General features: G+C 34.7%; 11 protein-coding genes. 1 reads left to right on the top strand and 10 read right to left on the bottom strand.

The window, feature by feature from the left end:
* Positions 1 to 10 precede the first annotated feature (10 nt).
* The 3 genes from AC23MC_RS02150 to AC23MC_RS02140 form a co-directional block, all read right to left on the bottom strand.
* Positions 11 to 799, bottom strand: coding sequence for an MbnP family protein (locus tag AC23MC_RS02150; protein ID WP_487566784.1), 789 nt, complete (start codon positions 797 to 799; stop codon positions 11 to 13).
* Between the two features lie 95 nt (positions 800 to 894).
* On the bottom strand, positions 895 to 1260 hold the full coding sequence (locus tag AC23MC_RS02145) for a hypothetical protein (RefSeq protein WP_487566783.1): 366 nt from the start codon (positions 1258 to 1260) through the stop codon (positions 895 to 897).
* Between the two features lie 326 nt (positions 1261 to 1586).
* Positions 1587 to 2168: a MiaE family protein gene (locus tag AC23MC_RS02140; protein ID WP_487566798.1), complete on the bottom strand. Its 582-nt coding sequence runs from the start codon at positions 2166 to 2168 to the stop codon at positions 1587 to 1589.
* A gap of 75 nt (positions 2169 to 2243) precedes the next feature.
* Between AC23MC_RS02140 and AC23MC_RS02135 the strand changes: the two genes are divergently transcribed.
* On the top strand, positions 2244 to 3464 hold the full coding sequence (locus tag AC23MC_RS02135; protein ID WP_487566782.1) for a glycosyltransferase family 4 protein: 1221 nt from the start codon (positions 2244 to 2246) through the stop codon (positions 3462 to 3464).
* Between the two features lie 52 nt (positions 3465 to 3516).
* Here AC23MC_RS02135 and AC23MC_RS02130 read toward each other — a convergent pair whose 3' ends face one another.
* From AC23MC_RS02130 to porU, 7 genes are all read right to left on the bottom strand, one after another.
* The gene (locus tag AC23MC_RS02130; protein WP_487566781.1) at positions 3517 to 4440 is read right to left on the bottom strand and encodes a fibronectin type III domain-containing protein; all 924 of its coding nucleotides are present in this window, start codon (positions 4438 to 4440) and stop codon (positions 3517 to 3519) included.
* Between the two features lie 189 nt (positions 4441 to 4629).
* The gene (locus AC23MC_RS02125; RefSeq protein ID WP_487566780.1) at positions 4630 to 6147 is read right to left on the bottom strand and encodes a glycosyltransferase family 2 protein; all 1518 of its coding nucleotides are present in this window, start codon (positions 6145 to 6147) and stop codon (positions 4630 to 4632) included.
* A 277-nt stretch (positions 6148 to 6424) separates the two neighbouring features.
* Complete coding sequence (locus tag AC23MC_RS02120) at positions 6425 to 8083, bottom strand: pyruvate dehydrogenase complex dihydrolipoamide acetyltransferase (protein WP_487566779.1); 1659 nt, start codon at positions 8081 to 8083, stop codon at positions 6425 to 6427.
* A gap of 5 nt (positions 8084 to 8088) precedes the next feature.
* Complete coding sequence (gene pdhA, locus AC23MC_RS02115) at positions 8089 to 9087, bottom strand: pyruvate dehydrogenase (acetyl-transferring) E1 component subunit alpha (RefSeq protein WP_487566778.1); 999 nt, start codon at positions 9085 to 9087, stop codon at positions 8089 to 8091.
* Positions 9088 to 9262: 175 nt separating this feature from the next.
* Positions 9263 to 9745: a cytidine deaminase gene (cdd, locus tag AC23MC_RS02110; protein ID WP_487566777.1), complete on the bottom strand. Its 483-nt coding sequence runs from the start codon at positions 9743 to 9745 to the stop codon at positions 9263 to 9265.
* A gap of 68 nt (positions 9746 to 9813) precedes the next feature.
* Positions 9814 to 10989 carry a type IX secretion system outer membrane channel protein PorV gene (gene porV / locus AC23MC_RS02105; protein ID WP_487566776.1) on the bottom strand — a complete coding sequence of 392 codons (1176 nt, stop codon included), beginning with the start codon at positions 10987 to 10989 and terminating at the stop codon, positions 9814 to 9816.
* 39 nt (positions 10990 to 11028) lie between these two features.
* A complete protein-coding gene (porU, locus tag AC23MC_RS02100; RefSeq protein WP_487566775.1) occupies positions 11029 to 14892 on the bottom strand; it encodes a type IX secretion system sortase PorU in 3864 nt (1287 codons plus the stop codon).
* Positions 14893 to 15064 lie beyond the last annotated feature (172 nt).

The following is a 15064-nucleotide window of genomic DNA, read 5'->3' as shown; positions in this document are numbered from 1 at the left end:
TAACTATTATTTAATCGTTGTGCACGTGATGAACACTAAACATACTTGATACATTTTGAGTAATTAGTGTCATTTTATTTCCTCCATGAATACCAGGGCCGTCAACTAAGTTGATTTTGTTTTGACCGTCTAAAATATGAGACAAATCGGCCATGATGTGCACTTGTGGTGTAACTGTTTTTCTCACCTGTGCTTTGTCATCGTGAGGAAAAGTTAACGTTACTTCTGTGTAGTTGTAGTTTTCGGCCGATCTTCCGGTATGTGCCTGAAAGTTAATTGGGTCAACATTTGAAGACGATGTAAACGAACCTTCAAAAACAACATGACGATAACCGGCTGTCCAACCCCATTCCATTCCTGCAGCTTGAGCTTGTGCCCAAAAGTTACCCTGACCTTCAATGCCTAATTCCCATTGAGCTTGATCTACTCCAATGCCAAATTTTACTTTTGTGTAATCTCCGGCAGGAATATTTGGCAGGTTTAAAAATGTACTGGAAGTGATACCTTCATCAACAATAAAGTAACTTTCATTTTTTGGAAGTGTGTATGAAGTGCCGTCAACACGAGTTAAAACAATGTTGCTCACAATATATTTGGCATGCGTAGCCTTAATTTTTTCGCCGTTTGAATGCGTGTATTCTGTTTGAAAAGCAAAATCGGCTTCTTGATAAATGTTATCAAATTTTAGAATAATATTTCCTTCGTCATTTGGTGCAATGGTGTCGTCATCTGATGAACATGCACTAAATGTTATGACCATAACCATAACGGCTACAATGTGTTTGAATTGTAATTTCATTTTTTTTAATTTAAAGTGTAATACTGATTGAACGGATTTTTTCCGTTACAAGTGATGTCAAATTGAGTTTTTGTTTGACAGCTAAAAACTTTAAATTAAGAAATGGGAGGATGAAAAATAACGCATGACTCTAAATGAGCATACAAAGCAGTGTAATTAAAATTATTTTTTTGAATCAATTCATTATTTGAAGTTAATTGAAATGATTCAATTGATTCTAAAAATAAAATTTCTATTGTGTTGTTTTGTTTTTTTTCTGATGGAAGTGTAGAGTTTTCTGACTCAGAGGCATCTGCTAATTCTTTCTTTAAATGACATTTTCCGTTACATTCCATTTCAGGTTTTTCTTTGTTTTCACAAAGTTCTTTGGTAATGTAATCATAATTAATCACATAATTCAAAACCGGAATAACAGGTTTTGAAAGCATGAGAACAACTACTATTAAGAAAAAATTTTTCAAAAGAATTATTTTTGCAAAAGTACGACTGATTTATGAATTTACAAGTTTAAATTAATTTTTTTTGGTGAATATTCATTTGAACTATTAGTTTTAGAATGTTTTCTTGGCAGATTGATGCACGGTTTGCGTGAGGGATAGCAGCGGAAAGCCCGCAGGACAAAGGTTTAGGTTTTTGCGGGTTGTGCCGGCGACCATAGAAGCCGAGCACAACCCGACAAAAACCAACCTGTGGACAAGGACTTGGAACGGAAAGCCCGACCCGGAGCTTGCGGAGGGGCACGCCCAAATTGTTGTTAAATTAGAATTTAGAAATTGAAATAATGAGTTTATCCGTGAACGGTTTCTTTTTTGCCGTAGTTGGTGATGAGTTCGCCTTCGAATTCGAGCCATTCTTGCCAGCGTTTGTCAACATCTACTTTTTCGGAATATTTGCGGGCAAAGCCTAAAAATGTGGTGTAATGGTTGGCCTCGCTAATCATGAGTTCGCGATAGAATTTGGCTAATTCTTGGTCTTTTATGTTTTCTGAAAGCACTTTAAAACGTTCGCAACTGCGGGCTTCGATCATTGCGGCAAAGAGCAATCGCTCGATTAAAGCATCGTTTCTGGAGCCTCCTTTTTTGGTGAATTTCACGAGTTGGTTCACGTAATCGTCTTTTACTTCGCGACCAAATTCGAAACCACGTTCTTGAATGATGTTGTGTACCATTTGAAAATGTTCCATTTCTTCGATGGCGATTTTGGCCATTTCGGTAACTAATTCAACGTTTTCAGAATTGTTGGTGATGATGTAAAGTGCGTTGGAGGCGGCTTTTTGTTCGCACCAGCAATGATCGGATAAAATTTCTTCGAGGTTTGATTCGGCGATATTTGCCCAACGAGGGTCGGTTTTAAGTTTTAATCCTAACATAATTCTCGTGATTTGATACAAAAATAATGCTTTTTATTTGAATAGAATTGGCTCATTAATTACTATTTTAGTGCGATGAATGCATTAGAAAATAAACGAGTTTTAATTATTGGCTTTGTTTGGCCGGAACCGAAATCGTCTGCTGCCGGAAGTAGGATGATGCAATTGATTGCTTTTTTTAAGGAAAATGGTGGTATAATTACGTTTGCCAGTACAGCTTCGGAAAGTGAATTTTCGGAGGAGTTGTTTGATGTTGACAAAAAGCAAATTGCGTTGAATTGTGCTTCGTTTGATGAATTTGTGTTGGATTTGCAACCGGATTTGGTTTTGTTTGACCGGTTTATGACGGAAGAGCAATTTGGGTGGCGAGTGGCGGAAAATTGTCCGGATGCATTGCGAATGCTGGATTCGGAAGATTTGCATTGCTTGCGAGAAGCCCGACGAATGACAGTTTTGAAGAACAAACCCTTTGATTTAAACAATGATTTAGCCAAGCGTGAAATTGCGAGTATGTATCGTTGTGATGTGACGTTGATGGTTTCGGAATTTGAAATGGAATTGTTGCAGTCGCATTTTAAAGTGCCATCGTTTTTATTGTTTTATTTGCCGATTTGGGTCGAAAACGAAACGTTTAATTTACCGAGTTTTGAAGAACGAAGCGATTTTATGTTTATAGGAAATTTTTTGCACGCTCCTAATCACGATGCGGTTGTGTATTTGAAAGAAGCGATTTGGCCGTTGTTATTTGAAAAATTTCCGAAAGCGAAGATGAGTATTTTCGGAGCTTATCCAACACAAAAAATAAATTCGTTGCATCAACCGAAGATGAATTTTTTTGTTCACGGCAGAGCGGAAAGTTCTTTTGAAGTAATTTCGAAAGCAAGAGTTCTTTTGGCTCCAATTCGTTTTGGTGCCGGAATTAAAGGGAAATTGCTAGAAGCAATGCAGTTTGGAACTCCGAGTGTAACTACAGAAATTGGTGCAGAAGCAATGAACTGTGATTTTTTGTGGAATGGATTTGTTGCCGATTCACCGGAAGATTTTGCTAATAAGGCAATTGAATTATACCAAAATAAAACCACTTGGCTAAATGCTCAGCAAAATGGTTTTGAAATTTTATTAAATCGATTTTCGAAACAATTGTTTAAAGATAATTTTAAAGAATTTTTATCGGATAAATTTAAAAACTTGGAAAAGTATCGAAATGAGAATTTTACAGGTTTATTATTGATGCATCATTTTGTGCAAAGCACGAAGTATATGGCAAAGTGGATTGAGGAGAAGAATAAAAAATAAAAAAAAAGCCTTTCCAAATAAGGGAAAGGCTTTGAAAATTTTTATTATTCAATTAAAAGTTAATTGGACCAGCCCATTCACTGGTACTGCCGTCTGAACAATTTGCTCTTACATAAAATTGATTCCAAGAGCAATACATATTAGAAAATGCAATGGATTCATTACTAGTTATAAATTGATTTCCATTTTGTGGCAATCCACCTTGGCTTACTAAGGAAATAGTAAAACTTTGGGCATTACTGTAATCGTAATGCCAGCTAAAATTTCTGTAAGCAGTTCCTTGATTACAACTTCCTGAAATTAAAGTAGTACTTAAAAATATTGGTTTAGGACATGAACCAATGGTGGTATAAGTGTATTTTTCTGCTTCCGATTTATCATTTTGATAACAAATAGCTCTCACATAAATGTCATAAGTAGTATTTGTTTGAATTCCTTGAATAATTCCATTAGTGGAATTAAAAGTTAGTTTAGTACCACTTCCAACAGTAAAACCAAGTGGTCCGTATTCTACTTCATAATTTGAAGCATTTCCTCCAGAATATTCAAAATTGAGTTCGATGTTTTGGGTGCTATACCATTGGTGAAGGGTTGCACTTACTTGGCCAGTACATTGACTTTGTTCTGTAGCTATGTTAGAGATTTTGTAAAAGTTAGTTTCTCCTTGTTCACATAAACTAGTAATGTAAATATCGTACAAAGTACTAGGATTCAAATTTTCAATAGTTACGCCAGATTGTGAAGTAGGAAATGAAGTTCCAGTGCCTTTAGTGAATCCAGCTACACCATATTCTATCATGTAGGAATTAACATTGCTTACAGTTTCAAAATTGAAGCTTAAATATGATGGTCCGGTACTATAAACCGTTACATTAGATACTTTTCCACAACCTTCTTCACCATCACTAGATGAGCAAGAATTAAAGGTTGTTAATAAAATTGCAGATAAGAACAAGCTAAGCCAAAGTGTTTTCATTTTAAGTAAATATTTCTTTTTGTGGTTAATAAGATATTTTTTAGCAAAACTTAATCGATTTAATTTAAACCACTTCAATTAAAGCATTGATAAAATTTTTGCGAAAGATATAAATTACATTGTTAATTGCAAAAAAAATATTTCTTATTATTTCCAAAAAAAAAGCGAGTCTTAAAACTCGCTTTTCATTTATTTTGTTGTTGGTAATTCCCTGGTCAACCAACCGCTTTTTCCGGCGGTGGCAATAGCGTAAGGTGCTATCCAGAATAGACCAAAAGTGTATAAAATACTATAAGTGTAAGCCCAAATTGATTCTGAAAAATTATATCGTTTGGCATAAAACAATACCGGAAATGTTGATATGATTAAGATGCTGGCAAGTGTTGAGCTTAAAAATAACAATGGATGCGTTGCAATAAAAAAGAACATAAAAAGCAAAAACGGATAGGTCATTAACATCGTTAAACTTTGATCTAAAAATAAAAGTCTTGTTCCGGCTTTTGATTCTTTTCTAAAATCAGTAAACACATATTTTGCCATCATTATGTTTTCACGCACGTTGCTTCTTCCCCAACGAATAAACATTTTGTATAAACCTTTGTATCGTTCCGGAACATTTGTCAAAACGTGTGCATTTCGTTGAAACAAAACTTCTTTTCCTTGTTTTAAAATCATATTGGTCATCGCTCTGTCTTCGCCTATATCGGATGGTTTTCCCATAAAAGTTTGATCAATCCATTCTTCCAAACAATTAAACACAGCATCTCTTTTGTAGGCTGCCAAAGCTCCGGGTGTACACAAAACAGAACCTAACATACTTTCTGCAGAACGAACGAACTCGAAACTCATTACAAAACTTACGTTAAGCATTTTTGGCAACATCGCTTTTTCATTATTCAAAACTCGCACGTTTCCGGCAACAGCTCCACAATTTTCATTGGTTACAAACGGACTAACTAAATTACGTAATGTATCTTTCTTTATGATTGAATCGCTATCGATAGTTACAAATACATCACCGGTTCCTAAGTTAAATCCACGGTAAAGCGCGTGTCTTTTTCCTTTGTTTTCAGGCTGTTGAAAGATTGTTAGACGATCGCCTAATTCCAATTTCGCTTGTTGCATCCAATGCCACGTATCATCTTTACTGCCATCATCAATGGCTAATAGTTGTAATTTTTGTTCCGGATAATCACTACTTGCAATACTTTTAAGCGTATCCCAAACTAATTTTCCTTCGTTGTAAGCCGGAACTATAATTGTACAAGTTGGCAATTCTTCATCTGAAACAGATTCAATTGCTTTATAACGGAAATACAAATAAATTTTAAACAGAAAAAAGCACGCTTTGTAGGCCAATAAGGTTATTGATAAAATTAAAAATGCCATTCCCCAAGTAGAATTCATTCTTTCTAAATTGAATTGCTCAAAACTCGGTTGTAATTGATACACCAAAAATGCCGCACCAATCATCATTAAAAATGTACCAAGTAAGACAATTGAATTTATTGGATTGATTTTAGTTTCATTCTCATTAGAAAAAAGTGATTTAAAATAATCTTGCACTTTCCAATATCCAATTGAAATTAATCTGTGTAAAGAATCGCTGTAAACAGGCAAAATAAAACTATACAGAGTTTGTTCTCTGTTTCTTTTCTCTTTTAACGAAGAGTTAGTTTGGTTTGATTGTGATTTTTGGCTTTCCATCTTTTAACTGAATTTGGTATTTTACTTATTTTCTTAATTTGGGTTCTTATGTTTTGTAAAAGTTCCTTACTAATTTCAAGAAGTTTACACAAGCATAGATAGCAAGCCGCATGCCTGTTTTGTATATGTCTGAAAACAAGTGTTTTATGGAAATTTGTTATTTTGAAAGTTGTATAATTTTTACCCAAATTGAGAGGAATTACACAGTTGGTGTATGTGTAAAAAAAAAGCGAGCTCAAATTGAACTCGCTTTTAAAATTATATGTTTCGGATAAAACTATGCCAGCATAGTCACCGGATTTTCTAAATACGTTCGCAACGTTTGAAGGAATTGAGCTCCCGTTGCACCATCCACTGTTCTGTGATCGCAAGCTAAAGTAACTTTCATTGTGTTGCCTACAACGATTTGCCCGTTTCTAACAACCGGTTTTTCGATGATAGCTCCAACTGAAAGAATAGCTGAGTTTGGTTGGTTAATGATTGAAGTAAATTCAGTAATTCCAAACATACCTAAATTTGAAACAGTAAACGTACTTCCTTCCATTTCGGCAGGTTGCAGTTTTTTGTTTTTAGCTCTTCCGGCCAAATCTTTCACTGCAGAACCAATTTGAGTTAAACTCATTTGGTCTGTAAATTTCAATACAGGAACTACTAGACCATCTTCCACAGCCACAGCAACACCAATATTTACGTGGTGATTGATAACGGTTACTTCATCTTTCCATTGTGTGTTAACACGTGGATGTTTTTTCAATGCCATTGCACACGCTTTCACAACCATATCGTTAAACGAAACTTTTGTATCAGGAACGGTATTGATAATTGCTCTGGATTTCATTGCTTCATCCATTGCAACTTCGATAGTTAAGTAATAATGTGGAGCTGTAAATTTAGATTCAGAAAGACGACGAGCTATCGTTTTACGCATTTGCGAATTTTTCACTTCTTCTGAATATGTTTCTCCAGCCGGAACAAATGGTTGAACCGCTGCACTTGGTTGAGAAGCATTTTCCGATTGTGTAGCCTTTTGAGGAGCGGCAGACGGCGTAAAGTTTTCAACATCACTTTTTACAATTCTTCCATTTTCGCCTGAACCTTTTACTTGAGAAAGGTTTATTCCTTTGTCTTTTGCAATTTGTCGGGCTAATGGAGAAGCAAAAATTCTTCCTGTTGATTCGCTTGAAGTAGTTGTTTCTTCTTTATTTTCTGATGATGGTTTTGCTTCTTCTGATTTCGTTTCGGTTTTTTCAGTTTTTGGAGCTTCGCCACCTTTGGAATAATTTTCAGCAATTCCTGAAATATCTGTTCCTTCTGGTCCGATGATTGCTAAAACACTATCAACCGGAGCAGACTGACCTTCTTGAACGCCAATATATAACAACGTGCCGGAATTGAAAGATTCAAATTCCATTGTTGCTTTATCTGTTTCAATTTCGGCTAAAATATCACCTTCTTTTACAGTATCGCCAATTTTTTTCAACCAAGTCGCTACTGTACCATCAGTCATCGTATCACTTAAACGAGGCATGGTTACTACTTTTACACCAGCAGGAATTGCTAATGAAGCTTTTGGTTTTGATTCTTCTTTTGGAGCTTCCTCTTTTGAAGTTTCTTCTTTTTTTGGAGCTTCCGTTTCGGCTGATTTTTCTTCCGTTTTAGCAGTACTTCCTCCGCTTAACAAACCGGAAATATCTTCACCTTCTTTTCCAATAATCGCTAAAAGAGAATCAACCGGTGCAGATTCGCCTTCTTGAATTCCAATGTGCAACAAAGTACCTGCATCAAACGATTCAAATTCCATTGTTGCTTTATCAGTTTCAATTTCGGCTAAAATGTCGCCTTCTTTTACTGTATCGCCAACTTTCTTAAGCCATGTTGCTACAACACCTTCTGTCATTGTATCACTCAAACGTGGCATGTTAATAATTTTTGCCATATTGCTTATAGTTTATGGGGAATAAAAGGATAGTTTTCTTGTTCGTACACCACGTCATACAATTGTTGTACTTCCGGGAACGGCGATTCGTCTGCAAATTTTTCACATTCATCCACTAAGTTTTTCACTCTTTCGTCGATGGCTTCAATTTCTGCATCAGTTGCATAATTATTTTCTTTGATGATGTCTAAAACTTGTGTGATTGGGTCGATTTTTTTGTATTCTTCTACTTCATCTTTGCTTCTGTATAATTGGGCATCAGACATAGAATGACCTCTATAGCGGTATGTTTTCATTTCTAAGAAAGTTGGTCCGTCTCCACGACGAGCTCTTTCAATCGCTTCGTGCATTGCTTCAGCAACTTTCACTGGATTCATTCCGTCAACCGGTCCACAAGGCATTTCATAGCCTAAACCAAGTTTCCAAACATCAGTATGATTCGCAGTTCTTTCTACAGAAGTTCCCATTGCATAACCATTGTTTTCACAAATAAAAACAACAGGAAGTTTCCACAACATAGCCATGTTGAAAGCTTCGTGAAGAGAACCTTGACGAGCAGCACCATCTCCAAAATAGGTCAATGTTACACCTCCGGTATTAAAATATTTATCGGCAAATGCCATTCCGGCTCCAACAGGAATTTGAGCTCCTACGATTCCGTGACCGCCATAAAAACCGTGTTCTTTAGAAAAAATGTGCATTGAACCACCCATACCTTTAGATGTTCCGGTTGCTTTTCCGTACAATTCAGCCATTACTTTTCGTGGATCAACACCCATTCCAATTGGTTGAACGTGGTTGCGATAGGCTGTAATCATTTTGTCTTTTGACAAATCCATTGCATGTAATGCTCCGGCTAACACAGCTTCCTGACCATTATATAAATGTAAAAACCCTCTCACTTTTTGTTGAATGTAAACGGCAGCTAATTTGTCTTCAAATTTTCTCCAAAACTGCATGTCTTCATACCATTGCAGATAAACTTCTTTGGTGATTTTTTTCATTTGTTCTATTTTGAATCTTTTATGTTTGTTTTTGTCTGTTTCACAAATAGGTTAAGCACAAATTTGCGAGTAGCAAAAATAAGACATAGTAAGTAGATGTGAAAATTTAATCGACTTAAAATGACAAACTTTGTGAAAAGTTATTTACGATAACGTTTTAGTAAACCAATAAAATTTACAAGTAATTTTTATCAAAAACTAAAGGGAGTAAATTGGTTAGCGAATCCGATTTATAAATTTCACCTGATTCTCCCATAAAAAATATTTCGATAGGTGTATTTTGTTTAAATTCGTATTCTGCAATCGACTGACGGCAAGCTCCACAAGGTGGAATAGGTGAGGTGACTGGTTTTTCATCCGCTGTTGCGGAAATGGCTAATTTTAAAATTTTTGCATCAGGATAAATAGCTCCTGCTTGAAATATGGCCACCCTTTCGGCACAAAGTCCGGAAGGATAAGCAGCATTTTCTTGATTTGAACCCAAGACTATTTTTCCATTATCTAACAAAATAGCAGCACCAACTCTAAATTTTGAATAAGGAGCATACGCTTTTTTTCTAATTTCAATAGCCATATCCATCAAATCTTTTATTTCTGATGGTAGTTGTTCTTTACTTTCGTAAACTGAGAATTCGGTTGTAATAGTAACTTTTTTCATAGTTATAGTGGAAAAAAAATCCAAACTTCGTTGTAGAAATTTGGATTTTTTTTAATTAGTGTGATTGATTAATATTCGTCATATTTATCTCCAAAATTTAATGTTAAGGAGAATCGCAATGTGTTCTCAAGTGGATTTTTTACTTTAGAAGCAGAGAATAGATACGATACATCTAGTTTAATTACGGTGTATTTGAATCCGGCTCCAAAGGAAAAATATTTTCTAGCTCCTTTTGTTTCATGTTCGTTAAAATAACCTAAACGTAAAGCAAAAGAATCCTGATAATTATATTCTGCACCCAACGCCCAAGTAAACTCTCTTAATTCTTCACCAAAACCATCGGGTGCATCACCAAATGATTGAAAGATTCCTGAAACCCAACCAATTCGTTGGTATTCATCTCTAGCTTGAGTTCTTTCTTCACTAGTAATTTCTCCATCACCATTTAAATCTGGATTTTGAGGGGTTGGCACTAGTAATTTTGTCACTTCTGCATTCAATCCAATTTTGTTATATTCATCAAAAATAAAATCGAAACCGGCACCTAAACGCATATTAGACGGAAGAAAGTTCGAATTAAGTTCGGTTAAATCTTCATCATAACTAATTTTTGGACCTAAATTTTGAAAATTGAATCCAGCTCTCCATCTTCCATTAAAGCTGTCATAGGCTTCTTCTTCAGATTGATAATAACCGGAAATGTCAAAAGCAAATGAACTTGCTGGTTTTGCATCGGTTGTACCTTCCGGGATTCTTAGCTGAGATCGAATGTAACGAAATGCAACAGATGTTGAAAAACGTTCGCTTAATTTCAAGGCATACGAAACATCGACAGCCAATTCATTTGGACTCACTACTCTTGCTTCGTCATCAAAATTATCACGCAACTCAATATCACCTAAGCTGAAGTAGCGTAAACTTGCACCAAAAGCACTTTTTTCGCTAATGCGGTTATAAAAATTTAACTGTCCTAATGAAATATCATTAACTAAGTCAGTTAAATAAGGAGTGTAGTTAAAACCAATACCAATTTTTTCGGTTGCAAATGCATATTTGGATGGATTCCATTGTTGCGAATAAGCATCTGGTGAAGTAGCTACACCGATGTCTGCCATACCGGCTGCACGAGCATCGGCTGCAATCAATAAAAACGGTACTCCGGTGGTGATTACTCTATCTTGGTCCTGGGCGAAATTGTTTTGAAATGCAAAAAGGCAAATTAAAAATACGGTTATTTTTTTCATTATAAATTCTGGATAATATTTAACAAATATAGTGTTTTCTTAAAGTATAACAAGTTTTTCTATTTTTTCAACTTTTTTATTGGTGAGGTTTGACTTCACAGTTAGTTTATACACATAAACTCCTTTCCCTATTTTATCACCAAAATCGTCTCTTCCGTCCCACGTGATTTCTCGAGATAAAAATCCTTCGGTATTAATGACTTGATTGATGGTTTTAACTATTTTTCCGGTGATAGTAAAAACTTGTACTTGAACATCTAACGGTTCAAATGGCCGATTATGTGAAAACCAAAATTGTGTATAACTCACAAAAGGATTTGGATAATTCAACACATTGGTCAAACTAATTGTTTCATCACCAACAACAATAAACTGAATTTCAGCAGTAACAGGATTATTGTAAACATCCCATGCTCTAAAGGTTATCGTGTGTAAACCTGGAGCTAAATCTCTAAATGGGAAACGAACTTTACCTTTAGTATAATTATTTAACTCTGTTTCGTAATAATCATTTAAAAGGTAAGGATTGTTTTCATCACCATCTAAAATGGCAACAATGTCATGACCAATTCCGCTAGCGGTGTTGATTCCATTTTCATCTTCTAGAAAAGCTAAGAAAATTGGGCTAGCATTTGTAATTCCTCCTGAAATAAACGATTCGTCATTCATATAAAGTCGAACACGAGGGCCAATGTTGTCTTCCGGGGCATTCTCATTAATTCCGCCTATTAAAATGGAAGTGTCATAACCGGTTTGATCTTGCAAAACCGGACTTGCACTTTTGGCATAAAAACTAATTCTTCCGTTTCCAACAGGAATTGAAATATCTTTTGGAACAATAAATTCTATTTCAAACAAACCATTTGTAACAGTCGCATTTCCTCTAAATATTGTTTCTCCAAGGGTTTGAAAATTCATAATGATTAAATTGTTTGAACCATCACGTGTATTATCATTTGCTAATGTGTTTCTGTTGATTGATTTGTCAAATATTTGCACTGCGATGTCACCGTTGTAATTAGACAATAGTGCATCTCCGTTAATATCTCTTACTTCTCCGGATAATTTAACTTTGCTCAATGCGTTAAAAACTAAGGTAGACGATTCTGTGGGAACATCATTTACTTTGGTAAGTATAATTTTTGGTTTTGGAATTGCCAATTTTAAAGCAGGATCACCAATATAAAAAACCATTAAAGTTTGACTATTATAAGCATTTTTAGCTCTTCGCAAGGCTTCTGCTATTGTTGTTTCTTCATTAGAATTTGGTCCGTAACCGTATAGAAAGCTAGAAAATCCTTCGTTGATGCTTTGGCCGGTTGTAACTCCAATTTGGCGGGTTGTTGTAATTAATGAAATGGCACCTCCGGATGGATTCCAATAAGTAAATTCTCCGGCTGTTTGACGATAGGGGTTGTCAAATCTGGTGAATTCGCAAGTTACTGTTACAATTAGTGGGTAACGGTATTGGTTATTTAAGTTTTGTGCTTCTGTTTTCCCAAAAATACGTTCAGATGCCAATTGATCTTCACCACCATGACCAAAATAGTTAAAAACTAATGAGCCATTTTGAATCGCATTAAGCAATTCTTGTTTTAATTTAGGATAACGTTGTCCGCCAGCAGAAGCCTCTTGAATATAAGAATCAGAATGGAATTTTAGAACATTAACAAATGGTTTTTCGGTATTAATGGTGTTTCCTAAATTATCAATTCCAGACTGAATTTGTGCTTCCCAACTTTCATCAACATCATCAGAAACTAAGGTGAAATTATTTCGCCATCTTCCGTATGAATTAATATCGTGGTATTGAATTACTTTATCTACCATTTCTCTGGCTTGTTGCGTGGAAGAAACCAACATTCTACCCACTGCAATATCCAAAGCTTCAAAACCAGGAAGATTACTTTGATTAATCATTCTGCCTTCATGAGGATCCATCATACCATAAAAATCATCGGTCATGGTTGAACTAAGAAGTGATTCGCTGTTTAAACTGTGAAAAACAGGCACAATATTGGTGTTGTTTGGAATTCTATTTTTATAATCAAAAGAAGCATCGCCAAATAAATTGAGGTATTTTACTCTTTTCGAATCATTGGAAGCGTTGAAATATACATATTTCATTAAATTTCGTATTGCACCTACATCTTGTTTGCCAGAAGAGAATTCCTGGTAAATTTTATCCAACGTAACAACTTTTACATTCAAGTTAGAATAATTTCGGTGAAAATTCGCCAATCTCTCAGCTTCAGAAAGCAAATTAGTAGGCGTAACTATGACGTAGTCAATATCTTGAAACTGTCCTTGAGCATTATTAAAAATAGTTCCTTTAATGTCTTGATTAACTACTTTTGACTGCGATTCTCTTAATGGATTGTAATAATCGGATGGATCAACAGCAATATATTTTCTAATTTCACCTAAATTTACCTTAAATGAAAATGTTGAATTGCCTTCATTTTCATATTTTGTTGTATTGTAGATGTCTGTAATGTCCCAAACTTGAGGAATTGTAGAAGCATTTGTTAATTGAAATTCTCCTACACCAATTAAATTAGCTGCTGATTCATTTTGAAAACGAAATTGTTTACCATAACCTTGAAGATTTCTTTTGGATTTTGCAATAATATAATTTAAAAAACCTCTTGCACTGGGTACACCGTTGTTGTTATAGGTAAGCTCTACAGACAATTCTTGCGTTGATGGAATAGTTAACGTGGTTGATCCTGAAGAAAACAATGTTGAACTATAGGTTGGAATTGCAGAGAAATTAATGTTTTGTTGTTGTCCACCGGCATTAATTGCCAAGCTAGAAGATGATAATGAAACTGCCCCACTGGTAACGGTTAGTTGAATACTAGTATTACTCGCTATATTTGGAAAGCTAAAATCAATTGAAAGTGGTGTTTGTGAACTAAATTGTTCTCCATACCATGTTCTTCCGATTCTACCTATATTAGTAAGGTCCTTTTCGTAAAATTGATAATCGTCAAAAGTAGTAAAAATGGTAGTCGCCGGATCTGAAGGTTGAGAAGTAGTGGTTATTCTTTTTCCACTTCCACCTTGAACTGTTATGTAATAAAAGGATTTATCTTCAAATAAATTTAGATTTGTAGCACTTTCAGTATTCCAATTATCTGTTCCTTCTGCATAGAACAAAATATAGTCTTCCGGGTTGAAAATACCGTCATCTTCACCAACAAACAGAATAGCATTTTCGGCCAAATCTGATGGATATTCAATACTGTTAAGCAAAGGAATCATTCTTCCTCCATTACCATAAATTTTTATATTTCTAGGGTCAACATTAGTATTCATGCCTAGTTGACTGAGGAAATTTCTTGGGATTTTATAAACCCCAGATTTTTCAACATAAAAACGGTACCAGTCTCCTGTAGCTAAAGCTGAGTTTTGAATAGTACTAAAATCAAAACTTGTTTCGTTTCTTTGTTGGTAAGCTGTTGAATTGCTGTAAGTAAGTGTGAACGATTTTACTCGTTTGAAACCTTCATTTGTTTTAATTATGGGAGAAAACGTTAATAAAGCCTGTAGTAAATCCCTTGCTTTTCCATTTTTTAAAGTAACATTTAACTGGTTTGGAATGTTCTTTATGGATAAATCACCAAGCTGGTTTTGACTAATGTTTTCATATACTAAAGAAGCTATTTTAAACGAGTTTTCATCTATGGGCGAAGTTATACTAAACTTGTGATTGTAATATATAGATTGTTTTACATCATCAAAAAAGAAGTTTTTTTGTTGAAAATGAGGAATATTTAATTGGTGAGAGCCTAAGTCCAGTAGTTTGCCCTCTTGCCAAGTAACATCTACACTTACAGCATTTTGAGCAGTACTAAACACACAGTTTAATATAATATATAGGAGTAAAAACTTTTTCATATCAAGAAATAAACGTAACGGATGCAAATTTATTACAAGATATAAATATTTTGCAATGAAATAATTTATACTAAATAAATTTTTTTTGCGTTATAGGTTTGTTAAAAAGACAATTATTTTGTTCTTTTGACAAAAATTTTAAAAAACTGTTGTAATATAAAGGTTAATTACT

This window comes from Flavobacterium sp. T50_26, assembly GCF_057652995.1.
This window is presented reverse-complemented; position numbering and strand designations above follow the sequence as displayed.